The sequence below is a fragment of the Streptomyces sp. NPDC127114 genome (assembly GCF_042677525.1).
In the GTDB taxonomy this organism is placed as follows: Bacteria; Actinomycetota; Actinomycetes; order Streptomycetales; family Streptomycetaceae; genus Streptomyces.
Genome location: NZ_JBHXTJ010000003.1, coordinates 150,974 through 177,581, shown reverse-complemented (window position 1 = coordinate 177,581; position 26,608 = coordinate 150,974). Strand labels below are relative to the sequence as shown.

Annotated in this window: 27 protein-coding genes and 1 pseudogene; 17 read left to right on the top strand and 11 right to left on the bottom strand. The window is 72.3% G+C overall.

The window, feature by feature from the left end; translation table 11 throughout:
* Nucleotides 1-72: 72 nt before the first annotated feature.
* Together ACFVGS_RS04635 and ACFVGS_RS04630 are read right to left on the bottom strand one after the other, a co-directional pair.
* Nucleotides 73-519: pseudogene (locus ACFVGS_RS04635) on the bottom strand (MarR family winged helix-turn-helix transcriptional regulator); the annotation flags it as partial.
* Nucleotides 516-1,118: a DJ-1/PfpI family protein gene (locus tag ACFVGS_RS04630; RefSeq protein ID WP_384422285.1), complete on the bottom strand. Its 603-nt coding sequence runs from the start codon at nt 1,116-1,118 to the stop codon at nt 516-518. The gene ACFVGS_RS04630 and the pseudogene ACFVGS_RS04635, both read right to left, overlap by 4 nt.
* A gap of 206 nt (nt 1,119-1,324) precedes the next feature.
* On the opposite strand from ACFVGS_RS04630, the gene ACFVGS_RS04625 reads away from it, so the two are divergent.
* The 3 genes from ACFVGS_RS04625 (at nt 1,325) to ACFVGS_RS04615 (ending at nt 4,441) form a co-directional block, all read left to right on the top strand.
* On the top strand, nt 1,325-2,701 hold the full coding sequence (locus ACFVGS_RS04625) for an aspartate aminotransferase family protein (protein WP_384422282.1): 1,377 nt from the start codon (nt 1,325-1,327) through the stop codon (nt 2,699-2,701).
* Nucleotides 2,702-2,946: 245 nt separating this feature from the next.
* Entirely contained in the window at nt 2,947-3,669 is a 723-nt protein-coding gene (locus tag ACFVGS_RS04620; protein ID WP_384422281.1) for a GntR family transcriptional regulator, read from the top strand.
* Between the two features lie 118 nt (nt 3,670-3,787).
* Entirely contained in the window at nt 3,788-4,441 is a 654-nt protein-coding gene (locus ACFVGS_RS04615; RefSeq protein WP_384422279.1) for a hypothetical protein, read from the top strand.
* A 76-nt stretch (nt 4,442-4,517) separates the two neighbouring features.
* Here the strand turns inward: ACFVGS_RS04615 and ACFVGS_RS04610 are convergent, their stop codons facing one another.
* The gene (locus tag ACFVGS_RS04610) at nt 4,518-5,246 is read right to left on the bottom strand and encodes an SLATT domain-containing protein (RefSeq protein ID WP_384422324.1); all 729 of its coding nucleotides are present in this window, start codon (nt 5,244-5,246) and stop codon (nt 4,518-4,520) included.
* 308 nt (nt 5,247-5,554) lie between these two features.
* Here ACFVGS_RS04610 and ACFVGS_RS04605 point away from each other — a divergent pair, with 308 nt between their 5' ends.
* The 7 genes from ACFVGS_RS04605 (at nt 5,555) to ACFVGS_RS04575 (ending at nt 12,407) form a co-directional block, all read left to right on the top strand.
* Nucleotides 5,555-5,890: a YbaB/EbfC family nucleoid-associated protein gene (locus ACFVGS_RS04605; protein WP_384422277.1), complete on the top strand. Its 336-nt coding sequence runs from the start codon at nt 5,555-5,557 to the stop codon at nt 5,888-5,890.
* Nucleotides 5,891-5,961: 71 nt separating this feature from the next.
* Nucleotides 5,962-6,561 carry a recombination mediator RecR gene (gene recR, locus ACFVGS_RS04600; protein ID WP_384422275.1) on the top strand — a complete coding sequence of 200 codons (600 nt, stop codon included), beginning with the start codon at nt 5,962-5,964 and terminating at the stop codon, nt 6,559-6,561.
* A gap of 47 nt (nt 6,562-6,608) precedes the next feature.
* On the top strand, nt 6,609-7,274 hold the full coding sequence (locus tag ACFVGS_RS04595; RefSeq protein WP_384422273.1) for a DUF5063 domain-containing protein: 666 nt from the start codon (nt 6,609-6,611) through the stop codon (nt 7,272-7,274).
* A 363-nt stretch (nt 7,275-7,637) separates the two neighbouring features.
* The gene (locus ACFVGS_RS04590; RefSeq protein ID WP_384408867.1) at nt 7,638-8,909 is read left to right on the top strand and encodes an aspartate kinase; all 1,272 of its coding nucleotides are present in this window, start codon (nt 7,638-7,640) and stop codon (nt 8,907-8,909) included.
* A gap of 44 nt (nt 8,910-8,953) precedes the next feature.
* Entirely contained in the window at nt 8,954-10,045 is a 1,092-nt protein-coding gene (locus ACFVGS_RS04585) for an aspartate-semialdehyde dehydrogenase (protein ID WP_385690321.1), read from the top strand.
* Between the two features lie 518 nt (nt 10,046-10,563).
* Entirely contained in the window at nt 10,564-11,154 is a 591-nt protein-coding gene (locus tag ACFVGS_RS04580) for a SigE family RNA polymerase sigma factor (RefSeq protein WP_384408897.1), read from the top strand.
* The gene (locus ACFVGS_RS04575) at nt 11,151-12,407 is read left to right on the top strand and encodes a hypothetical protein (protein WP_385690318.1); all 1,257 of its coding nucleotides are present in this window, start codon (nt 11,151-11,153) and stop codon (nt 12,405-12,407) included. The genes ACFVGS_RS04580 and ACFVGS_RS04575 overlap by 4 nt, the downstream gene beginning before the upstream one ends.
* Before the next feature lie 226 nt (nt 12,408-12,633).
* Here ACFVGS_RS04575 and ACFVGS_RS04570 read toward each other — a convergent pair whose 3' ends face one another.
* Both ACFVGS_RS04570 and ACFVGS_RS04565 read right to left on the bottom strand, forming a co-directional pair.
* On the bottom strand, nt 12,634-13,374 hold the full coding sequence (locus ACFVGS_RS04570; RefSeq protein WP_384408861.1) for an SURF1 family protein: 741 nt from the start codon (nt 13,372-13,374) through the stop codon (nt 12,634-12,636).
* A gap of 23 nt (nt 13,375-13,397) precedes the next feature.
* The gene (locus tag ACFVGS_RS04565; RefSeq protein WP_384408859.1) at nt 13,398-15,296 is read right to left on the bottom strand and encodes a prolyl oligopeptidase family serine peptidase; all 1,899 of its coding nucleotides are present in this window, start codon (nt 15,294-15,296) and stop codon (nt 13,398-13,400) included.
* A gap of 70 nt (nt 15,297-15,366) precedes the next feature.
* Between ACFVGS_RS04565 and ACFVGS_RS04560 the strand changes: the two genes are divergently transcribed.
* The 3 genes from ACFVGS_RS04560 to ACFVGS_RS04550 all read left to right on the top strand — a co-directional run bounded on the left by ACFVGS_RS04560 (nt 15,367) and on the right by ACFVGS_RS04550 (nt 17,675).
* Complete coding sequence (locus tag ACFVGS_RS04560; protein WP_384408858.1) at nt 15,367-16,194, top strand: class I SAM-dependent methyltransferase; 828 nt, start codon at nt 15,367-15,369, stop codon at nt 16,192-16,194.
* Between the two features lie 115 nt (nt 16,195-16,309).
* Nucleotides 16,310-17,326 carry a YdcF family protein gene (locus tag ACFVGS_RS04555; protein WP_385690313.1) on the top strand — a complete coding sequence of 339 codons (1,017 nt, stop codon included), beginning with the start codon at nt 16,310-16,312 and terminating at the stop codon, nt 17,324-17,326.
* Nucleotides 17,327-17,393: 67 nt separating this feature from the next.
* Entirely contained in the window at nt 17,394-17,675 is a 282-nt protein-coding gene (locus ACFVGS_RS04550; RefSeq protein ID WP_384408854.1) for a hypothetical protein, read from the top strand.
* Between the two features lie 176 nt (nt 17,676-17,851).
* On the opposite strand, the gene ACFVGS_RS04545 is transcribed toward ACFVGS_RS04550, so the two are convergent.
* Nucleotides 17,852-19,018, bottom strand: coding sequence for a protein kinase (locus ACFVGS_RS04545; RefSeq protein ID WP_385690310.1), 1,167 nt, complete (start codon nt 19,016-19,018; stop codon nt 17,852-17,854).
* Between the two features lie 87 nt (nt 19,019-19,105).
* The gene (locus tag ACFVGS_RS04540; RefSeq protein ID WP_384408852.1) at nt 19,106-19,732 is read right to left on the bottom strand and encodes a LysE/ArgO family amino acid transporter; all 627 of its coding nucleotides are present in this window, start codon (nt 19,730-19,732) and stop codon (nt 19,106-19,108) included.
* Between the two features lie 69 nt (nt 19,733-19,801).
* Between ACFVGS_RS04540 and ACFVGS_RS04535 the strand changes: the two genes are divergently transcribed.
* Nucleotides 19,802-20,707, top strand: coding sequence for a LysR family transcriptional regulator ArgP (locus tag ACFVGS_RS04535; RefSeq protein ID WP_385690307.1), 906 nt, complete (start codon nt 19,802-19,804; stop codon nt 20,705-20,707).
* 27 nt (nt 20,708-20,734) lie between these two features.
* Here ACFVGS_RS04535 and ACFVGS_RS04530 read toward each other — a convergent pair whose 3' ends face one another.
* Nucleotides 20,735-21,304, bottom strand: coding sequence for a hypothetical protein (locus ACFVGS_RS04530; protein WP_384408848.1), 570 nt, complete (start codon nt 21,302-21,304; stop codon nt 20,735-20,737).
* Nucleotides 21,305-21,547: 243 nt separating this feature from the next.
* Nucleotides 21,548-21,997: a DoxX family membrane protein gene (locus tag ACFVGS_RS04525; RefSeq protein ID WP_384408844.1), complete on the bottom strand. Its 450-nt coding sequence runs from the start codon at nt 21,995-21,997 to the stop codon at nt 21,548-21,550.
* A gap of 206 nt (nt 21,998-22,203) precedes the next feature.
* On the opposite strand from ACFVGS_RS04525, the gene ACFVGS_RS04520 reads away from it, so the two are divergent.
* Nucleotides 22,204-23,394 carry an amidohydrolase family protein gene (locus tag ACFVGS_RS04520; RefSeq protein ID WP_384408893.1) on the top strand — a complete coding sequence of 397 codons (1,191 nt, stop codon included), beginning with the start codon at nt 22,204-22,206 and terminating at the stop codon, nt 23,392-23,394.
* A gap of 113 nt (nt 23,395-23,507) precedes the next feature.
* Here ACFVGS_RS04520 and ACFVGS_RS04515 read toward each other — a convergent pair whose 3' ends face one another.
* On the bottom strand, nt 23,508-23,903 hold the full coding sequence (locus ACFVGS_RS04515; protein WP_385690303.1) for a hypothetical protein: 396 nt from the start codon (nt 23,901-23,903) through the stop codon (nt 23,508-23,510).
* A gap of 248 nt (nt 23,904-24,151) precedes the next feature.
* Between ACFVGS_RS04515 and ACFVGS_RS04510 the strand changes: the two genes are divergently transcribed.
* On the top strand, nt 24,152-25,075 hold the full coding sequence (locus ACFVGS_RS04510; RefSeq protein WP_384408840.1) for an FkbM family methyltransferase: 924 nt from the start codon (nt 24,152-24,154) through the stop codon (nt 25,073-25,075).
* Nucleotides 25,076-25,338: 263 nt separating this feature from the next.
* Entirely contained in the window at nt 25,339-25,737 is a 399-nt protein-coding gene (locus ACFVGS_RS04505; protein ID WP_384408838.1) for a DUF2690 domain-containing protein, read from the top strand.
* 102 nt (nt 25,738-25,839) lie between these two features.
* Here ACFVGS_RS04505 and ACFVGS_RS04500 read toward each other — a convergent pair whose 3' ends face one another.
* Nucleotides 25,840-26,604, bottom strand: coding sequence for a glycosyltransferase family 2 protein (locus ACFVGS_RS04500; protein ID WP_384408836.1), 765 nt, complete (start codon nt 26,602-26,604; stop codon nt 25,840-25,842).
* Between the last annotated feature and the right edge of the window lie 4 nt (nt 26,605-26,608).

The window sequence follows — 26,608 nt, the reverse complement described above, 5'->3', positions numbered from 1 at the left end:
TGCCGAGCCCCGCGCCTCCGGCGAGCCGAGCGCCTCCAGCGCACCCGGCGAGTCGAGCGCGTCCCCCGCACCCGGCGAGCCGAGCGCATCCAGCGCCCGCGACAGTCGTTCCAGCACCCGGACCGTCTCCTCGAAGGCCTCCTGCCCGCCGAGTTCGCGCATCAGACGGTCCGCCAGTTCCGCGTGGCCCGGGTCGATGCGGCGGATCGCGGCCCTGCCGGCCTCGGTCGGGGTGAGGAGCTTGGCGCGGCGGTGGGCCGGGTTGGGTTCGTAGACGGCCAGGCCCTCCCGTACGAGCAGGTCGGCGATCCGCTGCACGCTCTGGCGGGTGATGCCCATGACACGGGCGATCCCGGCGACGGGCAGCGGGCCCGGCAGCACCGCGCCGAGGACCTGCCACCAGGCGGCGGTCAGCCCCGCCGGTTCGGCCAGTTTCTCGGAGACGGCGAGGAACTGGCCGTTGAGGCGGAAGACGCTCAGCGCGGTGCGGGACAGGGCCTCCTGCTGCCGGCGGCTCATCCGGCCAGCTCGGCGAAGGCCGCCGGGTCGGAGTCGTGGAACAGGCGGAACCAGGCGTCCCGCTTCCCCTCGTACGCGCCGAGGCGGGCGAAGATCTCGCGCGCGAAGGCGACCGGCTCGGTCGGCCCCGCCGTGATCAGGTCGCCGTCCGTCACGGCGTCGGCCTCGACGTAGTGGCCGCCGCCCTTGTAGCCGGTGGCCGCCAGGTAGAAGGAGGCGGCGCTGGTGTGCGGGCGGTCGTCGAGCAGGCCCTCCTTCGCCAGGCCCGCCGTGGCGCCGCAGATCGCGGCGACCGGGACGCCCGCGTCGAGGAAGGCGCGGGCCTTGGCGGTGAAGGGCGCGAGCTCGTCGCCCTCGTCGTACTTCTCGGCGCCGGGAAGGATCAGCAGCGCGCTGTCCGCCGGGTCGAGGTCGGCGAGCGCGAGGTCCGGAACGATGCGGATGCCCGCGATCGTGGTGACGGGCTCCCCGGCGGCCGGGCCGACGGTCCGGACGGTGAATCCCGCGCGGGCGAGCCAGGCGGTGGCGTGGCCCGTCTCCCAGTCGGCGAGCGTGTCGTAGACGGCGAGATGGACGGTGGTACGGGCGGTGCTGGTCATGGCGGCCTCCCCGGCTGCGGAGGAGCGCCGCTCTCGGCGCTGCTCCCGACGCTTCTCTCGGCTTCCTCGCTATGACAGCAGGCTGTCATAGCGACAGCATGCTGTCAATGTATCCACGGTTCCCGGCAACCTGTCTCGTCCGCCCCGGTCTCGGTGGACAAGATGGCCATGGCCCGCCCCACCTGCGCTTCCTTACCCTCGGAGCCATGACCCCTCATGTCGCGACCCCTCAGGTCGAGCCCGATCCCCAGGCCGGCGCGGCCGTCAAGGCCGCCGACCGCGCGCACGTGTTCCACTCCTGGTCCGCCCAGGGCCTGATCGACCCGCTCGCCGTCGCCGGCGCCGAGGGCTCGTACTTCTGGGACTACGACGGCAACCGCTACCTCGACTTCACCAGCGGCCTCGTCTACACCAACATCGGCTACCAGCACCCCAAGGTCGTCGCCGCGATCCAGGAGCAGGCGGGGAAGCTCACGACCTTCGCGCCCGCCTTCGCCGTGGACGTCCGCTCCGAGGCCGCACGCCTCATCGCCGAGCGCACCCCGGGCGACCTGGACAAGATCTTCTTCACCAACGGCGGTGCCGAGGCCGTGGAGAACGCCGTCCGCATGGCCCGGCTGCACACGGGCCGTACGAAGCTTCTCTCGGCCTACCGCTCGTACCACGGCGCCACCTCCACCGCGATCAACCTGACCGGTGACCCGCGCCGCTGGGCCTCCGACACCGCTTCCGCCGGTGTCGTGCACTTCTGGGCGCCGTTCCTCTACCGCTCGCCGTTCTACGCCACCACCGAGGCGGAGGAGTGCGGCCGCGCCCTCCAGCACCTCGAGGACACCATCGCCTTCGAGGGCCCGCACACGATCGCCGCGATCATCCTGGAGACCGTCCCGGGCACCGCCGGCATCATGACCCCGCCGCCCGGCTACCTCGCCGGTGTCCGCGAGATCTGCGACAAGTACGGCATCGTCTTCATCCTCGACGAGGTCATGGCCGGCTTCGGCCGCACCGGCAGGTGGTTCGCCGCCGAGCACTTCGACGTCGTGCCCGACCTGCTGACCTTCGCCAAGGGCGTCAACTCCGGTTACGTGCCGCTCGGTGGCGTCGCCATCAGCGAGAAGATCGCCGCCACCTTCGAGACCCGCCCGTACCCCGGCGGCCTCACCTACTCCGGCCACCCGCTGGCCTGCGCCGCCGCCGTCGCCACCATCCAGGTCATGGAGGACGAGAAGGTCGTCGAGCACGCCGCCCACATCGGCGAGACCGTTCTCGGCCCCGGCCTGCGCGAGCTGGCCGAGCGCCACCCGTCCGTCGGCGAGGTGCGCGGTCTCGGCGTCTTCTGGGCGCTCGACCTGGTCAGGAACAAGGAGACCCGCGAGCCGCTGGTGCCGTACAACGCGGCGGGCGAGGCCAACGCGCCCATGGCCGCCTTCGCCGCCGCGGCGAAGAAGAACGGCCTGTGGCCCTTCGTGAACATGAACCGCACCCACGCGGTCCCCGCCTGCAACATCACCGAGGCGGAGGCGAAGGAGGGCCTGGCGGCCCTGGACGCGGCCCTGTCCGTCGCCGACGAGCACACGGTCTGACGACGAGCACAAGGTCCGACGACGAGCACACGGTCTGACGACGAGCACAAGGTCTGACGGCGACGGCACGGTCCGACGACGAGCGCGCTGTCCGACGACGAGCTCAGAGTCTGAAGGCGAGCACACGGTCCGACGACGAGCGCGCGGTCCGAGGAGGGCCGCGCCTCTCACGCCGCGTGACGTGACCGGCCCCCTCCGTGGCCTGGACTAGGGTGTCCGGAAGTCATAGGAGGGGGCCGAGGACCATGCCCGCCAGTGGAGCAGTCACCCGCAACACCCTTCGTCGGCAGATCGCGGACGCGCTGCGTGACGAAGTCCTCGCGGGGCGTCTCCAGCCGGGCGAGGAGTTCACGGTCAAGCAGATCGCCGAGCAGTACGGCGTGTCCGCGACGCCCGTCCGCGAGGCCCTGGTCGACCTCTGCGCCCAGGGGCTCCTCGACTCCGACCAGCACCGCGGCTTCCGGGTGCACCAGTTCTCCGTCGACGACTACCGGGGCATGGTCGAGGCCCGGATGCTCGTCGTGGACGGCATCTTCCGCCGCCAGGCCCCGCAGACCACGCCCGCCGACCCCGAGGTCTCCGTCGGGGTGGCGCTCGTCTCGATACGGCGTCGCGGCGAGGCCGCCGCCCGCGCGGCCCGGGCCGGTGACCTGGACGTCCTCATCGGCTACGACATCCGCTACTGGCGCGAGCTGGGCCGTCTCGTCGCCGCCAACGACTACATCGCCGACTTCCTGCACCGGCTCCGCGTGCAGGCCTGGGTCTTCTCGGTGCCCTATCTGCGCTCCGACCGCGATCTGCTGGGCTGGCTGTGGAGCGGGCACGTCGACCTGGTCGACGCGATCACCCGCGGTGACGCGGAGGGCGCGGTCTCGGTCGTACGGGCGTACAACGCGAGGTCGCTGGAGTGGGCCGACCGGCTGGACGCGCGCACCGGCGGCGCCGGCCGGCCGGACGCCACGGGTTGAGGCGGGTCTTCCGGGGGCAGGCACCCCGACAGGTGGTCCACAGGTAGTCGTGGTCCGAGGCCCCGACTACCCTGGCGGTCCCTGAAATTGACGGCGACTGACGGAGAGCGAGCCTGTCTTGGCCTGTGACCTGTGGCTGGTCCCCCTCGTCGACGTGCTGTGCCACAGCGCCGACAACCCCTTCGCGGAAGAGATCGCGACCTACGACCACGCCCTGACCGCGGCCGGCCTGCCCACCGTGCCCGTCTACGCGTACATGCCGGGTCTTTCCGGTGACGTCGCCCCCATCGCCGGATTCGACTACGAGGCCCTGCACTTCCTGCGCCGCGCCTATCTGCTCCAGATGTGCGGGCTTCCCGTCGAACCGGTCGGCGAGCTCGGCGGGGACTACGAGCAGCTCCTGGAGATGTTCGAGGCGACGGCCCAGCAGTCCCACCTGGTGTGGCACTACGACCACGCCGGCGCGTACGTGCCGGTCGACTTCCCCGTGCCGCTGTCGAACGACGAGCTGCTGGCGGGCGGCGGACCGCTCGGCTCCTCGCAGGGGCTGCTGCGGGAGCTGGAGTTCGTGGCGCCGGCGATCGGCATCGACCCCGCCAACCCGCCGGCCGCACCGCGGCCCCCGGACCGGCCCACCGCCCTGGAGGAGCCCGCCGCCCCCGTCCCGTACCAGGACGACAGCCCCTTCGCCCGCGAGCGGCACGTGTGGCTGGGACTCCACGCGGCGGCGACCCGGAGCCTGGGCCAGGGCTCGATGATCATCCTGAGCTAGGGCGTCGACCCCCTCCTGCGCGGGTACGACTACGGCCAGGGGCCCACCGCCCCCCTACGGGCCTCCCTCTACGGCCTCAGCGCGGCTCCGGCGGCCGCTGGCGCGGCATGTTCGGGCGGGTGCCCGGCGGCAGCGGGAAGCGGCCGGACGGGTGGCCGCTCTCGGGGCGGGCCGGGGTGGTGCCGACGGACTGCAGGGCCAGCGGCGCCGGGCCCGAGCGGAACTCGACCATCCAGTCGGCGGTCTCCGCCCGTACGAGTTCGGTGATGTCCTCCGAGAAGCGGCGCAGGATGCCCAGACAGCGCTCGGCGGCCTCGCTGGCGGTGCCCTCGGTGGGGCCGAGGACCTCGCGCACGCTCTCCGAGGCCCAGTCGAACTGGAGCGCCTGGAGGCGGCGCTGCACGGCCTGGGCCGTGGCCACGTTCCTTATCCAGCCCGAGGTCAGGCCGAAGTAGCGGTCGCAGGCCAGGCAGGCGGCGGCCAGCAGCAGCGACAGATAGCCCCAGCCGGCCGTTCCCTCGGCCACCCCGGTCAGGTCGAGCAGCGGCAGCGCGGCGCCCGCGATCACGCCGAGGGCCGTGCCGACGCGCAGCGCGCGGGCGCAGCGGCGCTTCCAGACGCGGTCGGAGAGGTACCACTCGGCGGTGCGCAGCGCGTTGGACTCGACCCAGCGGTAGAGCTCGTCGAGGCGTTCGGCGGGCTCGCCCCAGTCGCCCAGCGGGAAGGGCGATCCGGTCAGATCTCGGTCCGCGGCCGGACGTCCGGGCTTGCCCGGGCCTTCGGGGTTCCCCGGCTGTGGCTGCATGTCCGGCTGCTGGCTCACCGGGGAACTCCTCTGTTCAGCTCAGCGCTCGTGTCCTTCTGTGACGTGCGGTGCACGTGGTGCCTGCCCTTCCTACCGCCGAATGGTGGGCTGTGGGCCCGGAATCCCGGGATTTCCGCCCGCAAGAGGGTGTTGATCAGGTAGAGGAGCCCGCAGTTTCTCACTCGAAAGAGTTGCTTCGGCGTGGGGGTCGGGGACCACGTAGGCTCGGTTTACCGAGCACGCGGAGCTTGCCGAGCTCGCCGAGCTCGCCAGTTCGGTTTACCGCGTTCCAGACCTGAGGAGTGACCGTGATCCCCGGTGGTGGCCAGCCCAATATGCAGCAGCTCCTCCAGCAGGCCCAGAAGATGCAGCAGGACCTCGCCCGCGCCCAGGCCGAGCTCGCCGCGACCGAGGTCGACGGCCAGGCCGGCGGCGGCCTCGTCAAGGCCACCGTGACAGGCTCCGGTGAGCTGCGCGGCCTGGTCATCGACCCCAAGGCGGTCGACCCGGAGGACACCGAGACCCTGGCCGACCTGATCGTGGCCGCCGTGCAGGCCGCCAACGAGAACGCGCAGCAGCTCCAGCAGACCAAGCTGGGCCCGCTGGCGCAGGGCCTGGGCGGGATGCCGGGCCTGGGCTTCTGAGCCGTACACCTTCTGTGGCCGGTTTCCAGCCACTACCGTAAGAATCAAGCACTCCCAAGAAGGGCGCTGAGTTGTACGAAGGCGTGGTTCAGGACCTCATCGACGAACTGGGCAGACTGCCCGGCGTCGGTCCCAAGAGCGCCCAGCGGATCGCCTTCCACATCCTCCAGGCCGAGCCGACCGACGTGCGGCGGCTCGCGCAGGCGCTCATGGAGGTCAAGGAGAAGGTCAGGTTCTGCGCGGTCTGCGGCAACGTGGCGCAGCAGGAGCAGTGCAACATCTGCCGTGACCCGCGCCGGGACCAGACCGTCATCTGTGTGGTCGAGGAGCCGAAGGACGTCGTCGCCATCGAGCGGACTCGCGAGTTCCGCGGGCGCTACCACGTGCTCGGCGGCGCGATCAGCCCCATCGAGGGCGTCGGACCGGACGACCTGCGGATTCGCGAGTTGCTGGCCCGCCTCGCGGACGGCACGGTCACCGAGCTGATCCTGGCCACCGACCCCAATCTGGAGGGCGAGGCCACCGCGACGTACCTGGCGCGGATGATCAAGCCCATGGGCCTCAAGGTGACCCGGCTGGCCAGCGGCCTGCCGGTCGGCGGTGACCTGGAGTACGCCGACGAGGTCACCCTGGGGCGTGCCTTCGAGGGGCGGCGGCTGCTAGATGTATGACGACAGGCCCGGTGCGCTCTCAGGGACCCGAGCAGGAAGGCTCCTCGATGTCTGACGCCACGCTGCACTCCGTCACGCAGGACCCGGACGACTTCGCCGTCCAGATCGCGGACTCGATCGAGAGCTTCATCGTCGCGACGACCGAGGTCGCGAAGGGCGACGAGCCGGACAGTGCCGTGCCCTTCCTGCTCCTGGAGGTCTCGCAGCTGCTGCTGGCCGGCGGCCGGCTCGGCGCGCACGAGGACATCGTTCCCGACGAGCGTTACGAGCCCGACGCGGGCCCGGACATGGACGTGGACGAGCTGCGCGAGCGGTTCGCGACGATGCTCGAGCCGGTGGACGTGTTCTCCGAGGTCTTCGACCCGTACGAGCCGCGCAAGGCGCCGGTGCCGGCCCGGATCTCCGACAACCTCGCCGACATCGTCACCGACCTGCGGCACGGCCTCGCCCACTACCGGGCCGGACGGACCAGCGAGGCGCTGTGGTGGTGGCAGTTCTCGTACTTCTCCAACTGGGGTCCGACGGCCTCCGCGACCCTGCGCGCCCTGCAGTCCCTGGTCGCCCATGTGCGCCTCGACCAGCCGCTCGCCGAGCTGGACGGGCTCGACACGGACGAGGACATGACCGAGGACGACCTGGCGGAGGAGGCGGGCCGCGTGATGCTCCAGGAGATCGCGGGCCCGCTGGGTCTCCGCGGCCGCCGCAAGGTCTGAGGCAGGTATGACGCGGGTCTGACGGGCGGGCGGCAGCTCTCCCGCCCGCGGCCGGCCCGCCGCCCAGGCGCTCGGCCCGCCGCCCCCCCGGCAGCCGGCCCGCCCCACGCCCTCGGCCCCCCCGCAGCCGGCCCGCCGCCACGCTCTCGGCCCGCCGCCCCCGCTCCCGGAGAGGCTCCCGGAGAGGAAGCGGCGGGCCGTTCGTGCGCGATCACGCGCAAAGCACCCCTCCACTCGTGGCGCGTGATCACTCTTCGAGCGCCGTATCTCACCATTCGGTATACCGGTGGCGTTTCTGCCTCGCTCGTTAGACTGAACCGACCGCAGTGCCAAGCTGTGGCAAGGACTGAGCGAGGAGCGCACGTGGGCCTTGTCGTGCAGAAGTACGGAGGCTCCTCCGTTGCCGATGCCGAAGGCATCAAGCGCGTCGCCAAGCGGATCGTGGAAGCCAAGAAGAACGGCCACCAGGTGGTCGTCGTGGTCTCCGCGATGGGCGACACGACGGACGAGTTGATCGATCTCGCCGAGCAGGTATCCCCGATGCCGGCCGGCCGTGAGTTCGACATGCTGCTGACCGCCGGAGAGCGGATCTCCATGGCCCTGCTGGCCATGGCGATCAAAAACCTGGGCCACGAGGCCCAGTCGTTCACGGGCAGCCAGGCCGGTGTCATCACCGACTCGGTCCACAACAAAGCGCGCATCATCGATGTCACGCCGGGCCGGATCCGCACCGCGCTCGACGAGGGCAACATCGCCATCGTGGCCGGCTTCCAGGGTGTGTCCGCCGACAAGAAGGACATCACCACGCTGGGCCGCGGCGGCTCGGACACGACCGCCGTCGCCCTGGCCGCCGCGCTCGACGCCGAGGTCTGCGAGATCTACACGGACGTCGACGGCGTCTTCACCGCCGACCCGCGCGTGGTGAAGAAGGCGAAGAAGATCGACTGGATCTCCTTCGAGGACATGCTGGAGCTCGCCGCCTCCGGCTCCAAGGTGCTGCTGCACCGGTGCGTCGAGTACGCACGTCGTTACAACATCCCGATCCACGTCCGCTCCTCCTTCTCGGGGCTGCAGGGCACGTGGGTCAGCAACGAACCGACAGGGGACTCCACGGTGGAGCAGGCCATCATCTCCGGTGTCGCCCACGACACCTCCGAGGCGAAGATCACCGTCGTCGGCGTGCCGGACAAGCCGGGCGAGGCCGCGGCCATCTTCCGCGCCGTCGCGGACGCCGAGATCAACATCGACATGATCGTCCAGAACGTGTCGGCGGCCTCCACCGGCCTGACGGACATCTCCTTCACCCTCCCCAAGGCCGAGGGCCGCAAGGCCATCGACGCCCTGGAGCGGACGAAGAGCGCGATCGGCTTCGACTCGCTGCGCTACGACGACCAGATCGGCAAGATCTCCCTGGTCGGCGCCGGCATGAAGACCAACCCGGGCGTCACCGCGGACTTCTTCCGCGCGCTGTCCGACGCGGGCGTCAACATCGAGCTGATCTCCACCTCCGAGATCCGCATCTCGGTCGTCACCCGCGCCGACGACGTCAACGAGGCGGTCCGCGCCGTCCACACCGCCTTCGGTCTGGACAGCGACTCCGACGAGGCCGTCGTCTACGGCGGCACGGGCCGCTGACCGCGGACCTCCGTCGACGAGCGGCGCACTTCGGTGAGTGACGCATGAGTGGCAAACCGACGCTCGCGGTCGTGGGAGCGACCGGGGCCGTGGGCGCGGTGCTGCTCCAGGCGCTCTCGCACCACGAGGACGTCTGGGGCGAGATACGGCTGCTCGCCTCCCTCCGCTCCGCCGGCCGCAAGCTGGCGGTACGGGGGGTGGAGTGCGAGGTCCTCGCTTTGAGCGAGGAGAACCTGACGGGCGTCGACCTCGCCCTCTTCCTCGTGCCCGACGACATCGCGGCGCGCTGGGCGCCGATCGCCGTCGCCAAGGGCGCGGTGGTGGTGGACACCTCCGCGGCCTTCCGGGCCGACCCGGACGTGCCGCTCGTGGTCCCCGAGATCAATCCGTACGCCGTACGGGTGAGGCCGCGCGGCATCGTCGCGAGCCCCGGCTGCTCGACCCTGGCGCTGATCGTCGCTGTCGGCGCGCTGCACGCCGAGTACGGCCTCGGCGAGCTCGTCGTCACGGTCCAGCAGGCCGCCAGCGCCGCCGGACGCGCGGGCACGGCGGCGCTGCGTCACCAGCTGGCCCTGGTGACCGGCAGCGAGCTCGGCATCCATCCCGGCGACGTGCGGAGGGCCGTCGGTGACCACACCGGCCCCTTCCCCGGGCCGCTCGCCCTCAACGTGCTGCCCTGGTCGGGCGAGCCCGTCCCGGGCGTGCCCGAGGCGGACGGCCGGCCGACGACGGACGGCTGGTCCACGGAGGAGCTGGCGGTCCGCGAGGAGACCCGGAAGATCCTGGGCCTGCCGGGGCTGCGGGTCTCGGCCACCTGCGTCCGGGTGCCCGTCGTGGCCGGGCACTCCGCTTCCGTGCACGCGCGCTTCGAGCGGCCGGTCACCGTGGCGCGCGCCCACGAGATCCTGGCGACCTCGCCGGGCGTGGTGCTGTACGACGACCCGGCGGCGGGCGACTACCCGACGCCGGCGGACGTGGTGGGCACCGACCCGACGTGGGTGGGGCGGGTGCGGCGGTCGCTGGACGACGAGCGGGCGCTGGAGTTCTTCGTGTGCGGGGACAACCTGCGCAAGGGGGCCGCGCTCAACGCCGTACAGATCGCGGAGCGGATCGCGGCCGACGTCACTCCTCCGTAGCCCGCGGGGGCCGGCGCTTCCCCAGCCCCTTCCTCAGCCCTTCCCAGCCCCTCCCAGCCCCTCCCCAGCTCTTCCAGAGCTCTTCCGAAGCCCTACTGCGGCCCCCAGCGGTTCTCTGGTTGCGCGGGTGTCCGGAAATCGGCACCACCTCACCGTTCAACTTTGTAGGATCTGTGAACGCCTTGTGAGCAAATCGGCTTCAGATGCCTCTTGATCAGGTCAGATGTCCTGGACGACGATGCTGTTCCCTCCCTCTGCAACCAGTGGTCGGGCGGGAGCGTCTTCGCGTGCACCCGGAAGCATGTGACGCGGAGCACGCCGCACCAGCGGGGCATCGGGGGAGAACGGGTACGCATGAGGGCAAATGACGCACCGCCAAAAACGGTGGCGTACGCGTACAACCCTGACGGGGGGAAGCGTGTCCAACAGGCGTGGCAGAGGTACTCGACATCGCGGCGGTCATCCCGCTGCGCAGCACCGCGATGCGCCCGCTCAGGCGGCCGCGCGCGGTCGGCGGCATGCCGGTGATCGCGCCCATGCCCATCAGGACCAGCCGTCCGGCCCCCGTCAGCGGCATTCCGGCGCCCCGCGAGGGCGCTGACGACACGATGGCAGCCGGCACCACCGTCGACCACCTCACCGAGACCTACCGGGCCCACTACCGCTCGCTGCTGGGTCTCGCCGCGCTCCTCCTCGACGACACCGCCTCGTGCGAGGACGTCGTCCAGGAGGCCTTCATCCGGGTCCACTCGGCGCGCGGGCGGGTGCGCGACCCCGAGAAGACCCTGGCCTATCTGCGGCAGACGGTCGTCAACCTCTCGCGCTCCGCGCTGCGTCGGCGCATCCTCGGCCTCAAGCTCCTCTCCAAGCCCATGCCCGACATGGCCAGCGCGGAGGAGGGCGCCTACGACCAGCTGGAGCGCGACGCGCTCATCAAGGCCATGCGCGGGCTCCAGCGGCGGCAGCGCGAGGTCCTCGTGCTGCGATACTTCGCGGACATGACGGAGGCACAGGTCGCGGAGACCCTCGGGATCTCCCTCGGGTCCGTCAAGGCCTACGGCTCCCGCGGCATCGCGGCGCTGCGGGTCGCCATGGAGGCCACGTCATGAGCGGGCCGCTGGACGGCGCCGGTGACGGCACCCGGGAGGGTGCCCGGGACGGCGTCGCGCAGAGCCGCGCCACGAGCCACGCGGCACATCGCGGGGCGAACCGCGGGGCGAGCGGGGGGACGAGCCCCGGGGCGAACCGGGGAGCGAGCCGCGGCGTGGCGCCGAACGAGCAGCACGACCAGCACGGTGACCGGGACGACCTGAGTGGACGCGGGATGGTGAACGAAGCGCCGGAGAACGGCACGCCCGACGAACTGGCGCTGCGGCGCCTCCTCCAGGGCGCGGTGGCCGGTCTCGAACCCTCCGAGGGCGCGCTCGACCACCTGCGCCGCGCCGTGCCCGCCCGCCGGGTGCGCAAGCGGCAGGCGCTCGTCGGCGTCGCCGCCGCGGTGGTCCTCGTCGGTACGGCCGTTCCGGCACTCGTGCACGTCGCCTCCTCGGGCGGGGTCACCGCCGACAAGGCCGTCAACGCCGGGCACGGCGAGCAGGCACAGGGCGGCACGGGCACCGAGACCGGCATCGAGGGCGGCCAGCAGAGCGACGCCCCGGCCCCCGGCACCGCGGCACCCAGCCAGGGCGAGGCCGAGGGCGCCGGAGGCAAGCCCACCGCGTCGGCCGAGGGCCCCGGCGGAAGCTCCGGCGGCGAGACCGCGCCGTCCGGCGCCCCGGAGGCCAAGCCGGTCTGCGAGGCCGGCCAGCTGGGCGTCAGCTCCGTGCAGACCGGTGCGCCGGACGCCTCCGGGAAGGTCTACGGGACCTTCCGCATCGCCAACGTCTCCACCCGCGACTGCGTGGTCGGCGGCTCCGGACAGGTCGGCTTCGAGGCGCGCGGCGCCGCCGACGGCTCGCGGATCACCGTCGTCGCGCACACCTCCGGCGACGCGGCGAGCGCCCTGCCCGACCCGTCGCAGGAGGCGCCCAAGCTGCTGCTGACCCCGGACAACGCGTACGAGGTGCGGTTCGCCTGGGTGCCCAGCGAGACCTGCCCCACCACCGGCCCGGAGCCCACGCCGACCCCGAGCCCGTCGACGGCCGGAGGCTCCACCTCGGCCGGCACCGGAACCACCGGCTCCACCGGCTCGGACAGCACGGACAACGCCGCCACCACCCAGCTCGCCACCGACGGCGGCCCGGCGGACGGCAGCGTCGAGGTGACCCACACCGCGGACCCGGGCGGTCCCGTCGCCGCGGCCACCATCCCCAACGCCTGCGCGGGCACGATCTACCGGACCGGAGTCCTGGACGCTTCCTGAGCGACCCGGCTCGGCCGGGTCGTCCCACAGGGCCCGGCCCCACGCCGGATCGGCCCACAACGCCGCCTCGCGCCGGGCGACGGACCCAGCCTCGCGCCGGGCGACGGACCCAGCCTCGCGCCGGGCCACGGACCCAGCCTCGCGCCGGGCCACGGACCCAGGCCGGCGCCGGGCGACGGACCCAGCCCCGCGCCGGGTCACGGACCCAGCCCGGCGCCGGGTCCGGCTACAGGCCCAGAGCGGCGTCGCGGGAGGCCTCGGCCTCTCGGCGCAGCAGGCGGAACCACATGAAGAGCACGAAGCCGGCGAAGACGAACCACTCGGCCGTGTAGCCCAGGTTCTGGAAGGCCTTCATGTCCAGGGAGGTGCCCGCGGCGGCCGTCGCCGGCACCGGCGTCAGTCCGGCCGGGGAGTCGGTCAGGGTGATCCAGGCGTCGTAGACGTCGTCCGACACCACGTTCACCAGCGACGCGGCACTGATCATGCCGAGCTGCCCCTCGGGCAGCCCGCCGGCCGCGCGGACGCCCTTGGTGCCCGGGTTCTCCGAGGCCTGGAGCGCGCCCGTCACCGTCACCTCGCCGGCCGGCGGCGCCGGTGCCTTCGCGCCCGGGGGCAGCCAGCCGCGGACCACCGGCAGCGCCTTGCCGCCGTCGGTCTTCAGGAGCGTGAGCACGTACGCGCCGGTGCGGCCGTCCAGCTCCCGGTCAGGCACCAGGAACTGCTCACCGAACCGCCCGCTGGCGCGGGCGACCCGCCCGGAGGTCTCCTTGTCCACCGGCAGCAGCGTCTCCAGTGCCTCGGCGGACTGCGCCGCCGGGTCCGGCCGCCGCTCGTCCTCCTGATGGGCCGCGACACGGTCCTCGAACTTGCCCATCTGCCACGTACCCATGAACAGGCAGAACGGGATCGCGAGGAGAACGAAGGCGTTGATCCCCCACCAGCGGGGCGTTCTCAGGAACCGGTACACACCCCCACGGTACGCAAGGCCCCTCAGTCCACCTCCTTCCGGGTCCCCAGGTGGCGGGCCGCGAAGGCGAGGTCCAGCGCGACCTGCTTGATCCGCTCGTCCACCACCAGCGAGCCGTGCCCCGCGTCGTACCGGTACACCTCGTGCACCGCGCCCCTGGCGGCCAGCCGGTCCACGTAGTTCTCGATCTGGCGGATCGGGCAGCGCGGGTCGTTGACCCCGGCCGAGATGTGCACCGGCGCCTTCACCGCGTCGACGTACGTCAGCGGCGAGGAGGCAGCGAACCGCTCGGGCACCTCCTCCGGCGACCCTCCGAGCAGCGTGCGGTCGAGCGCCTTCAGGGCCTCCATCTCGTCCTCGTACGCCGTCACGTAGTCGGCGACGGGCACCGCGGCGAGACCGACCGCCCAGGCGTCCGGCTGGGTGCCGAGGCCCAGCAGGGTGAGATAGCCGCCCCAGGAGCCGCCCGCGAGCACCAGCTTCTCCGGGTCGGCGAGGCCGCTCGCCACCGCCCACTCACGGACCGCCGCGATGTCCTCCAGCTCGATCAGACCGACCCGGTGCTTGAGCGCGTCCGTCCACTCCCGCCCGTAGCCGGTGGAGCCGCGGTAGTTCACCCGCACCACCGCGTAGCCGTGGTCGATCCAGGCGGCGGGGCCCGCGGCGAAGGAGTCGCTGTCGTGCCAGGTGGGACCGCCGTGCACCTCGAACACGGTCGGGAACGGGCCCTCGCCCTCGGCGGGGCGCTGCACCAGGGCGTGGATCCGGCCTCCCGGGCCCTCCACCCACACGTCCTCCACCGGCACCGACGGCGGCGCCTTCGGGCCCGGAGGGTCGAGGACGACCGAGCCGTCCGTGGACCGCACCACCGAGGGGTGGGCCGCCGAGGACCACAGGTACTCCACGGTGCCGTCCGGCCGGGCCGTCGCGCTCGACACCGTGCCCGCCGGGGTGTCCACCCGCACCAGGGCGCCGGTCGCGATCTCGTACCGCCACAGCTCGCTGCGCGCCTCGAAGCCGTGCACGATCAGCAGGCCCGAGCCGTCCGGATACCACTCGGCCGACACGTCGCCCGGCAGGTCGAGCCGCAGATCGGTCTCCGTGCCCGTGGCCACGTCCCACAGCATCGGCTCCCAGCGGCCGCGCCGCTGGTGACCGACGAGCAGCCGGGTGTCCCCGGCCAGCGGCGCGAAGCCGAGGACGGTCAGGCCCAGCTCCTCCGTACCGCCCTTGGTGTCGTCGAGCTCGGCCACCGCCGAGGCGTCGGCGGCGCGCAGCACCCGGATCGCCGAGTGCATCGCGTCGCCGTGCTCGGTGTGCTCGATCGCGATCAGGCTGCCGTCGTGGGACAGGTCGCCGACGCCGGCAGACTCGCGGTGCCGGTAGATCTCCACCGGCCCGTCGGCGCCCGGCCGCAGCAGATGGACGGTCGAGCCGTCCTCGTCAGTGGACCGGCCGACCACGACCGTGCCCTCCCGGCCGATGGCGAGGCCCGCCGGATAGGAGGCCGCGAGCCCCGGCACGGCCGGCTCGTCCGCGCCGCCGCCGAACGGCTGGCGCATCCACACGCCGAACTCGTCGCCGTCGGTGTCCGAGAACCACCAGATCCACCGGCCGTCCGGGCTGAGCGTGCCGTCCGTCGTCCCGTTCGGCCGGTCGGTCACCTGGCGCTGCACACCGGTCGCGCGGTCCCACGCGTACAGCTCGTACGTCCCCGTCGCGTTCGACACGAACAGCGAGCGGTCCGGGGCCTCCTCGGCCCACTCCGGCAGCGACACCCGCGGCGCGCGGAACCGCTGCTCCCAGGCGGGGGCCGCCGCGAAGTCCCTGCCGCCCGCGCCCGTGTCCGCGGCCACGCCCGCGCCCACACCCGTGTCTTCGTCCACGCCCGCGCCTACGTCGTCCTTGATCTCCTCAGTCATGCAGCCATGATGCTCCGTCGGCCCGACAAATGGTTCGCCCCGTCCGCAGCCTGTGGATAACCTCCCGGGCATGTACGCACCCACCCCCGAGGACTGGCACGCGGCCAACCGCGCCCGCTGGGACGAACGCGTCCCGCTCCACGTCGCCAGCGAGTTCTACGACCTCGACGCCTTCCGCGCCGGCAAGGACGCCCTGCGCGACTTCGAGCTCGCGGAGGTCGGGGACGTCACCGGACGCTCGCTGCTTCACCTCCAGTGCCACATCGGCCTGGACACCCTGTCCTGGGCCCGGCACGGTGCCGCCCGGGTCGTCGGCCTGGACTTCTCCGAGCCGGCGGTGGACGTCGCCCGCTCCCTCGCCTCCGACCTCGGCCTCACGCAGGACCGGGCCGCGTTCGTCGCGGCCGACGCGTACGACGCGGCCGAGGCGGTGCCGGACTCCTCGTACGACATCGTCTACACCGGCGGCGGGGCCCTGTGCTGGCTTCCCGACGTCGACCGCTGGGCGGAGACGGCCGCCTCGCTGGTCGCGCCCGGTGGTTTCCTCTACGTCGCCGAGTTCCACCCGATCACCGACTCGTTCGACGACGAGACGGCGACCCGGATCGTGAACGACTACTTCGTGCGCGAGCCGTGGGTCGACACCTCGTCCGGCACGTACGCGGACCTCGACGCCGTCACCGTCCACAACCGCAGCGTGGAGTGGGTGCACCCGGTCGGCGAGGTCGTCACGGCGATCGCGAAGGCGGGGCTGCGGATCGAGTTCCTGCACGAGCACGACGTGACGCTGTTCCCCCGCTTCGAGGCGCTCGCGCGGCACGAGGACGGCTACTACCGCTTCTCGGCCGGCCGGCCCCGCTTCCCGCTGATGTACTCGATCAGGGCCTCGAAAACCTAGTCCATGTCCCGGCGGGGGAACGGCCAAGCGCACGTGCTGGTCGGCGAGTTGTGACCGCCGTACGAGTCGCCGCCGACGAAGGCCCGTTGTCGGAGGCGGGGCCTACGATGACGGCATGTTCGCCTACGCCGTGGCAGCCGTCTTCCTCGGGCTCTTCGGCGCCGGTGTGCTCCGCGACCGGCGCCGCTTCAGCAACGCCGTGTACCTGGGCCTCGCCGTGACCTTCCTCGGCCTCGGCCTGCTCGCCGGGATCGACGACGCGCCGCCCGGCGTCGCCGTCACGGTGATGGTCGTCGTGCTGCTCGTGCTGGCGCTCGGCCCGGTGGCGCTCGCCGGGCTGCTGTGCGCCAACGGGGTCAAGATGGTCCGCAAGGAGGGCAGACGGCCCGCCAATCTGCTCTCGCTGCTGGCCGGGCTCGGCATGTTCGGCGTCATGGGCCTGATGGTCGCCGCCGTCCTCACCCACTCCCCGACCCTCGGCATCGTCGTCGGCACCCTCCTGATGGTCCTCGGCTACGTCTCCTTCCTGTTCCTCAGCTTCATCGGCTACGCGTTCCTCTACGGCCGGATGCGCATCCGGCGCGACGCCGACTACGTCGTCGTCCTCGGCTCCGGCCTGGTCGGCGGCCGCCGCGTACCGCCGCTGCTCGCGAGCCGGCTGGAGCGGGGCCGCCAGGTGTACGAGACCCTGGCCGAGCGCCGCGAGGTGGACCGGACGCCGGTCCTGATCACCTCGGGCGGGCAGGGACCCGACGAGGAGGTCCCGGAGTCGCACGCGATGGCCGACTACCTCGTGGAGCGCGGCTTTCCCGCGGACCGGATCGTGCGCGAGGACCGGTCGCGTACGACCGAGGAGAACATGCTGTTCAGCCACGCCCTGATGGAGGCGGAGCGCCCCGGTTCGGAGTGCGTGATCGTGACGAACAACTTCCACGCCTTCAGAGCCGCCCTGATGGCCCGGAAGGCCAGCGTCAACGGGCAGGTGGTCGGCTCGCCGACCGCCGCGTACTTCTGGCCGAGCGCGACCATCCGCGAGTTCGCGGCGGTCTTCCTCGAGTACAAGGCGGTGAACCTGGGCATCTGCTCGGTCCTGGTCCTGACGGGCGCCGCCGCCCTCGCCGTCATACCGTGACGATGTCGGACGAACCGGGATGGCTCTACGCTGGAGGGAAGGCGGCCCGGCGCGCGGAGGCGACGTCATGAGAGCACGGCACCACTTCCACATCGACTACCGCGGCCACTCGGTCAGCGCCACCGTGCAGACCGGTCACCGCCCGGTGGTCGAGATCCTCGTGGACGGCAAGGAGACGGGCTACGCCACGACGCACGACGACCGCCCGGTCCTCATCCACGTCGAGCTGCCGACGGACCCGCCGACCCCGGTGACCGTCCGGGCGACGCCGGGCCCCGGGGTGCCGCGCTGCCTGCTGCTCGGACCGGAGGAGCAGGAGGGCCATGTGATGGCCCCGCGCGTCTACTGACCGGCTGGCGCCCGGCGACCCGGCTGGCGCCCGGCGACCGGCTGGCGCCCGACGACCGGCCTGCGCCCCGACGACCGGCCCGCGCGCCCTGCGACCGGCTCGCGCCCCCGGTGACCGCCCGCGTCTGCTGAACGGGTCACGTCCACCGACCCGGCCCGCGCCCCCCGTTGACCGGCTCAGCTGAGCCAGGCCATCCCGATGAGCAGGAAGACGACGAACGCGACCGCGCCGGCGACGGCGGCGGTACGGCGCGGTCTGCGCCGGGATATCGCGGCCAGCGGGTTCTCGGCCGGCGGCTGGGCCCGCCGCGACCGCGGCTGAGGCACGGGCGGGACCGGGGCGGGAGCCGGCCGTGCGGGTGCCTGCCGTACGGGCGCGGGCCGGCCGGGGACGGGGGCGCCGGCGGCCGGATGCGGCGCCCCCGGTCGTACGGAACGCGGCCCGGCCTGCGGCGGCACGCCCTGAGGAGCGGGCCGGGGCGGCACGGCATGCGGAGCGGGCTGCGGTACGGCCTGCGGCAGCGGCATCGGCTGGTCGCGCCACGCTCCCGAGGTGAACCAGTCGGCGATGGCCTGCGCCGTCGGCCGCTGCTCCGGCTGCTTGGCGAGCAGCGACAGCAGATACGCCTCGAACGCGGCGGGCATCGGCACGCCGAGCTGCCGCGGCGGCGTCGGCGGGGTGTCGATGTGCTGGTACAGCAGCGCGGTCGCGGTGTCGGCGCGGAACGGCGTCTGTCCGGTGATCAGTTGATACAGCACGCAGCCCAGCGAGTAGACGTCCGATGCGGGCGAGGCGGGCTGCCCGAGGGCCCGCTCGGGCGCGAGGTAGAGCCCGGTGCCCACGATCTGCCCCGTGGTGGTGAGCCCGGCGGAGGGGTCGTCGACGAAGCGCGCGATGCCGAAGTCCGCGAGCTTCACCGTGCCGTCGGCGTCCATCAGCAGGTTCCCCGGCTTGATGTCCCGGTGCACCACGCCCTGCCGGTGTGCCGCGGCGAGCCCCGCAGCGGCGTGCGCGGCGACCGTGGCGACCTGCTCGGCACCGAGCACCACGGGCCGTGCCCGGTCACCGGCGAGGCTGTCGCCCGCCACCAGTTCCATGACGAGGAACAGCTTCCCGTCCCAGGTGCCGAAGTCGAACACCCCGACCACGTGCGGATGGCTCAGCCGGGCCGCGGTCTGCGCCTCCATGCGGAAGCGGTCGGCCGCCGACGGGTCGTGCTCATGACCCAGCATCAGTTTCACGGCCACGTCCCGCCCGAGCACCTCGTCGGTCGCCCGCCACACCTCGCCCATGCCGCCACGTCCGACACACACTTGGAGCCGATATCGGTCCGCGACCAGCACCTGAGAACCCACCCTTCTTCTGGACGCCTCATCGTAGAGCGGGTATTGAAGGGTGATCGCCCCGCGTCCACGTACGCGTCCCGCGCGCTAGGCCCCGGCCACCAGCATCCCTCCCATCGCGAGCATGGTCGCCGCGACCAGCCCGTCCAGCACCCGCCAGGCCCGCGGCCGGGACAGGACGCCGCTCAGCAGCCGGGCGCCGAACCCCAGGGCGGCGAACCAGCTCAGGCTGGCCATGGCCGCGCCCGCGCCGAAGGCCCAGCGCAGGTCGCCGCGGTCCGAGGCGAGCGAACCCAGCAGGAGCACGGTGTCGAGGTAGACGTGCGGGTTCAGCCAGGTCATCGCCAGGCAGGTCAGGACCGCCCGCCGCGCGGACCGCGCCCCCGGCCCGTCGCCGGCCTTCAGGGAGGCCTCCGGGTCGGGGCGCAGCACCCGCCGGGCCGCCAGGAAGCCGTAGCAGAGCAGGAACGCGCCGCCCGCCAGACCGACCGCGGTCAGCGCCGCCGGCCAGGCCGTGACCACCGCGCCGACGCCCGCCACCCCGAGCGCGATGAGCACCGCGTCCGAGACGGCGCAGATCGCGACGACCGCGAGGACGGCGTGCCCGCGGGCGCCCTGACGCAGGACGAAGGCGTTCTGGGCGCCGATGGCCACGATGAGGGAGAGGCCGGTTCCGAAACCGGCGATTACGGCGGCGATGGTGCTGCTGGTCATGAGACCGACCGTACGAAGCATGGCTCCGTGCGTACAGCTAAAGATTCTTAAGTATCCTTAGCGGTACTTATGGACGAGCTTCCCCTGGACCAGGTCCGGACCCTGCTCGCGGTCGTCGACGAAGGCACCTTCGACGCCGCGGCCGCCGCCCTGCACGTGACTCCCTCCGCCGTCAGCCAGCGCGTCAAGGCGCTGGAGCAGCGCACCGGGCGGGTCCTGCTGCAGCGGACCAAGCCGGTACGGCTCACGGAGTCGGGCGAGGTGGTGGTCCGCTTCGCCCGGCAGCTGGCCCGGCTGGAACGGGACGCCCGCGCCGAGCTCGGCCTGGCGGCCGAGCAGGGCCCGGCGAGGGTTCCGATAGCGGTCAACGCCGATTCCCTCGCCACCTGGTTCCTGCCCGCGCTCACCCGGGTGCCGCAGGACCCGCCGATCTGCTTCGAGCTCTACCGGGAGGACGAGTCCCACACCACCGCGCTGCTGCGCGAGGGCCAGGTGATGGCGGCCGTCACCTCCTCGCCGGAGCCGGTGGCGGGCTGCACCGTACGGCAGCTCGGGTCGGCGCGCTATCTGGCCGCGGCCACGCCGGAGTTCGCGGCACGCCATGTCACCGGGGACCTGGCCGCGGACCTGAGCGAGGCGCCCACGGTGGTCTTCGACCGGCGCGACGACCTCCAGGACGCGTTCGTCCGGTCCCTCACAAGGGGCCGCTCCGGAGCGGGGCGGATCCGGCACATGGTGCCCGCCTCGGACGGTTTCCGGGACGCGGTGGCCGCAGGGCTCGGCTGGGGCCTCGTACCCGAACCGCAGGCCGAGCCACTGCTGCGCACAGGCCACCTGGTGGAACTGGCACCGGGCCGGCCCCTGGACGTCCCGCTGTACTGGCAGCAGTGGAAGCTGGACTCACCGGCCCTGTCCACGGTCGCCGACGTCGTGGCGGCGGCCGCCGCCGAGGCCCTGCTGCCCCGCCGCCCGTAGTACGGCGCCCTGCCCCGGCAGAATCGGTCACGTGCCGGCGGTGTCACCCTCGCGCCGCGTGGCGGGAAGCAGCAGGTCCCGCTCGGGGTGCTTCTCGCCGGAGACGCTGCCGTCCACGCCGAGGTCGACGCGGGCCGACTCGTGGAAGGCGTTGATCGCCCGGAACACGGCACGGTTCCGCTCCCGCCAGTCCTCGAGAGTGCCGTCGATCTTGCCGTTGGCCTGCCAGTCGACCTGGGCCGCGGCCAGGTTCAGCTCGTGGGCGGCCTCCACGACGTCGTCCCCGGCGAGCAGCATGATCCGCTCGAAGGCCCGGCCGCGGGTCCGGCCGGCTTCCGACATCTCGGCCAGGAGCTCCTGGTCGGACTTGTCGCGCTCACGCAGGCCTTCGCGGCACTCGTAGAGGTGCACCGCCAGGAATATGCAGGCACGGACGCAGTCGATGTAGCCCTCGTACGCTTCGAGCTTCTTGCTGTCCCAGCGCGTCACCAACTCGTGCTTCTTGCGCAGCCGTTCCATGAAATACGTCGTGAGATGGGTGGTCAGCGCACCCAGCAACACGGCGGCGATCGTGACCCACTGCTCGGCGCTTCCCATGCGTCCCCCTGACACGGCGTCATCTGGATGTCCAGAGGATCTTAGGAGTCGTCGCGGCATCTCGCGGACCGGGGCCACCGCATGCCCGAAAAGCCGTCGCGGCGGCGCGCCACGCCCACACCTCCTCCTCCGCCTTCCCCGCCCCCCGCCTCAGCACGTCCCAGCCGGCCTCGTCCACTGTCGCCTGAGTGGCTGCTCCTGGTTCGCGGGGCTTCTCCGGAATTCCTGCCGTGGCGCTGTGTCCTACAGGAAGAACCCGAAGGCGCCGTCCAGCGACCACGTCTGCCAGCCCATGGCGAAGAACGCGACCGCCGATATCAGCGCCATCATCAGGTTCTGCCCCTGCTCGCCCCAGTCGTGGATCATCAGCACCAGGTAGATCAGATTGAGGACCAGGCCCGCCATCAGCGCGATCGGCGTCAGGAAGCCGAGGACGAGGCCGAGGCCGAGGGCCAGTTCGGCGTACGCGACGAGGTAGGCCATGAGGCGCGGGCGCGGCCGTACGACGAGGTCGAAGCCCTGGCGCACGAAGGGCCAGCGGTGCCCTTCCGCCACGCCCGCCGCCCAGCGGATGCCGCCGCCGGCGAACCAGTCCTTCTTGTCCTTGTGGCGCCAGCTCTCCAACCACCACAGGCCGAGGCCGATCCGGAGAACCGCCATCCACTCGGCTCCGTCGAGCCAGATCGTCCGCATCGGAGCGCTCCTTCCATCCACCGAACCTGACGGATCGTCAGTTCAGCGGATCGCGGAGCGGCTGGCAAGAGGGGTGCGTCGCCGCGTCAGCCTTGCCGCTCACCGGTCCAGCCCATAACCTCGAACTGACGGTTCGTCAGATTCTCGTCGGGGGCACCGACGAGCGGCAGGGGGTAAGCGACGTGGCTACCGACGACAGCGGCACCATGGATCTCCCGAAGGTGATCAGCGTGGACGATCACGTGATCGAGCCCGCCCACCTCTTCGAGACCTGGCTCCCGAGCAAGTACCGCGACCGGGGGCCGAAGCCGTTCACCGCAGGCATCGGGGAGCTGGAGTACGTCGGCGGGAAGTACCGGTTCACGACCGACCCGGAAGGCCAGCTCACGGACTGGTGGCGGTACGAGGACGGGATCTTCCCGTACAAGCGGATCATCGCCGCCGTCGGCTTCTCACGGGACGAGATGACCCTGGACGGCATCACGCGGGAGCAGATGCGCCGTGGCTGCTGGGACCCGAAGGCCCGGCTCGCCGACATGGACATGAACCACGTCGAGGCCTCGCTCTGCTTCCCGACCTTCCCGCGCTTCTGCGGCCAGACCTTCGCCGAGGCGAAGGACAAGGAGGTGGCCCTCGCCTGCGTCCGCGCCTACAACGACTGGATGGTGGAGGAGTGGTGCGGCGACAGCGGCGGCCGGCTGATCCCGCTCTGCCTGATCCCGCTCTGGGACATCGACCTGGCGGTGGCGGAGATCCACCGGAACGCCGCCCGCGGCGTACGGGCGGTGACGTTCTCGGAGATCCCGACCTACCTCGGCCTGCCGTCCATCCACTCGGGCTACTGGGACCCGTTCTTCGCGGCCTGCGAGGAGACCGGCACCGTGGTCAACATGCACATCGGCTCGTCGTCCCAGATGCCCGCGGCCTCCCCGGACGCCCCGCCGGCCGTCCAGGCCGCGCTGAGCTTCAACAACGCGATGGCGTCGATGATGGACTTCCTCTTCAGCGGTGTCCTGGTGAAGTTCCCGCGGCTCAAACTCGCCTACAGCGAGGGCCAGATGGGCTGGATCCCGTACGCCCTGGAGCGCGCGGACGACGTGTGGGAGGAGCACCGCGCCTGGGGCGGGGTGAAGGGCCTGATCCCGGAGCCGCCGTCCTCGTACTACTACCGGCAGATCTTCTGCTGCTTCTTCCGCGACAAGCACGGCATCGAGGCGATCGAAACGGTCGGCGTCGACAACGCCACCTTCGAGACCGACTACCCCCACGTCGACTCCACGTGGCCGCACACGAAGCAGGTGGCGGCCGACCACGTCGCCGGCCTCCCGGACGACGTCGTCTACAAGCTCATGCGCGGCAACGCGATCCGCATGCTCGACCTTCCTTTCGACCGCTGACCCGCAGTCACGCCACGGTCCCGGCCCCGACGGGCAGCCCGGACGGGTCCTCCGCCCATCGGTGGAGGACCCGTCCGGTGCTCGTCGCGCTCAGTGGTGATTGCCGGCCGTTGCTACAGCCAGCCCGCCGCCGTCACCGCCGCGACAGCCGCCCTTTCGGCGGCCTCCGCCCTGGCGTTCAGGTCCTCGTCCCGGCCGAGGGCGCTCCCGCCCGCCGCCGCTGCGGCGGCCAGTGACGCCTGGAGCGCGCTGCGATACGCGGCCTCGGCCAGGTCGCCACCCCCGCCGTGGGCCCTGGCCGCCTCGGCGGCGAGGGTCGCTGCAGCGGCGGCGTTCCGGGCGCAGCGTGCGTCGGCCGCCGGGTCGGGGCTGGTCCCGGCGAGGGAGGCGAGGTTCTGGTTGGTCAGGCGGACCGCCTGGGCCGCCCTCGACTCCGGGCTGTCGGGTACGAGCCTGGCCTGGCTGTCGTCGATGCCTGCGTGGCGGCACGCCGCGACGGCTCGCGCCACGGCGCTCCGCGCACGGGCGCCGTGGCGGTCGCGAAGTGCTGTGTCAGCCGGGCCGGCGTCGGATTGAGCGGTGCCGTTCGGTGCGGTCATGGCCGTCTCCTCGTCTCCGGTGCGCTCGTCGGCGGCAGGGTGGCACGCCCTCCCCGAAGAGGCCAGAGCAGTGCGGACATTAATTGACCGAGGCAACCAGACGCGGGGGCAAGGCCGGGCGCTACGGTTCAGGTGACGCCCGACAGAGAGGCAAGCGGATGATCACCCCCGTCTCAGAGGCCCTGGTGACCCTCGGGCGCCGGTACGTACGTGACGCCCCGGTCCCGGCCGGCAAGGCCCTGCTCGCCGGCCGCTTCCTCAACCCTCGCCTGCGGGAGCACCCTCGTCGCCGCGTCACCGAGACCCGCTTCGGCTCCCGCGTCGCCGTCGACACCCAGGACCTCATCCAGCGGTACCTCTACCTGTTCGGCGTCTGGGAGCCGCACATGACGGGGTGGCTCCAGCGGCGCCTGCGGCCCGGGGACACGTACATCGACGTCGGTGCGAACATCGGCTACTACAGCCTCCTCGCCGCCTCCCTCGTCGGCGCCGAGGGCCGGGTCGTCGCCGTCGAGGCCTCGCCGGTGTTCCACCGGCGCCTCCTGCGGAACGTCGCCCTCAACGAGTACGGCAGCGTCCGCGCGGTCAACGGCGCCGTCTCGGACACCGAAGAGACCCTGAAGTTCGTCCTGGCCAGCTCCGCGAACATGGGCGCCAACAGCATCGTTCCGTACGAGGGACCCGCCGAGTCCACCTTCGAGATCGCGGCGCGACCGCTGCCCGACCTCCTCACCGACGAGGAGATCGCCCGGGCACGCGTGATCAAGATCGACGTGGAAGGCGCGGAGGGCAGTGTCGTCCGGGGGATGGCTCCCATGCTCCCCAAGCTCCGGACCGACGCGGAGATCACCGTCGAGGTCACGCCGGAGCGGATGGCGCAGGTCGGCGACTCCGTCGACGAGCTGATGCGGACGATGCGGGACCACGGCTTCCACCCGTACCGGCTCGTCAACGACTACACGCCGGAGAGCTACGTGGCCGCGCTGGGCGGCGCAGCCCGTGAGCCGGTCCGGCTGGTGGGAAAGGTGACGGGCGAGACGGACCTCGTCTTCTCGCGCGTGGACGCCGCACGGCTTCCCTGACGAGGGCGAGGACGACACGGGCGGCGGTTCGGGTGGCGGACCCCTGACTGCCGCTCATTTCCGTGCGCCCCACCCTCGCGCGGGCGCACGCCTTCGCCGCCGGACAACCCTCGTATGCGCTCTCCAGCGTGGCGAACGCGGGGCCGATCTCTGGATCGTCGGCATCGAAAGTGGCCGCTGAGCTCTGGAGGATGAGCGTGTCGCGTGGACGGCTCGGAAAGGCCCTGCGGCCCTTGAAGTCCCTGAAGCCTGTGAAGGCTGCCGTGTTGCTTGTCGTGGTCGGCGCCGCCTCGCTGCCGCTGGACGCCGCCGCGGCCTCGCCCGCCGGAGCTCCGGCTGCGTCCTGTGTCGGAGCCGAGTGCACCGACAAGGACCCCGTGGCCATGGGATGCGACGCCGGCGCCCGGACCGTGGCTTCGGAGTCGCTGCCCGGCGGCGGGCTCATCGAGCTGCGGTGGAGCGCCGCCTGCCGGGCGAACTGGGCAAGGGTGAGCGGGGTCGCCCGAGGCACCTGGTTCGGCGTGGAGAACGACCTGTACCAGAGCATCGGCGACTACGCGGGAACGTCCAGGTACAGCTACACGGACATGGTCAACGGCACCGTCAGCGCTCATGCGGGAGCCGAGGCCAACGGGAGGGTGTACTGGACCCGATGGGTCTAGCCACCGGCCCGGCCCACCTGCCCGGCCCACCTGCCCGGCCCACCGGCCGCTCGCCCCTCACCAGCGTCGCCCGAGCCCTGGGCCGCGGCAGCCGCGCAGGGCTCAGCCCTGCGCCTGAGCCGGGTACCCCCACCCCAGCTCCGCCAGTCGCTCCGCCCGCGCCTGTACGACCGCCATGCGGGCCTCCCGCTCCGCCGCCTCCGTGTGCGACGGCTGGCTCGTCGCCTGCCCGGGCCACTTGCGGTAGAGCAGACCCACCTCCGCCGAGAACCAGCCACGGCTCGTCGCGTCCAGGGCCATCAGCAGGCCGGTGTCCTCCGAGGCCGGCAGGGCCATCCAGCCGCCCACGGCGAGGAGGAGGTCGCGGCGGACGAAGAGCGTCGCCGGGTGGACCTGGGCGCGGAAGTCGTTCGTCTTCCAGTGCTCCAGGACCTCGCCGCGCTCGATCGCGCCGGGCTCCGGGTCGCCGGGGAAGCCGACGGTCGAGCCGTCGGGCAGCAGGTCGAGCACGCGGGACGTCGCCCAGCCGATCGACGCGTCCGCTTCGAGGGCGGCCAGGTCGCGGGCGAGGACCCCGGGCGCCAGCTGGTCATCGGCGTCCAGGACCTTGACGTAGTCGCCGTCCGCGTGCGCCAGCGCCATCATGCGGGCGACTCCGGGGCCGCCCGGCCTGCCCTGGTGGAAGGTCACCCGCTCGTCCTGCGGGACGTACGGGGCGACCTGGTCGGTCTGGCCGTCCTCCTGGACGAGCCAGTGCCACTCCCAGCCCTCGGGGAGTTCCTGCTCGCAGATCGACTTGTACGCGTCCGACAGGAAGTGGGCGGAAGGGGCGTGGACAGCGGTGACGATGATGATGCGCCGGCTCACGGCA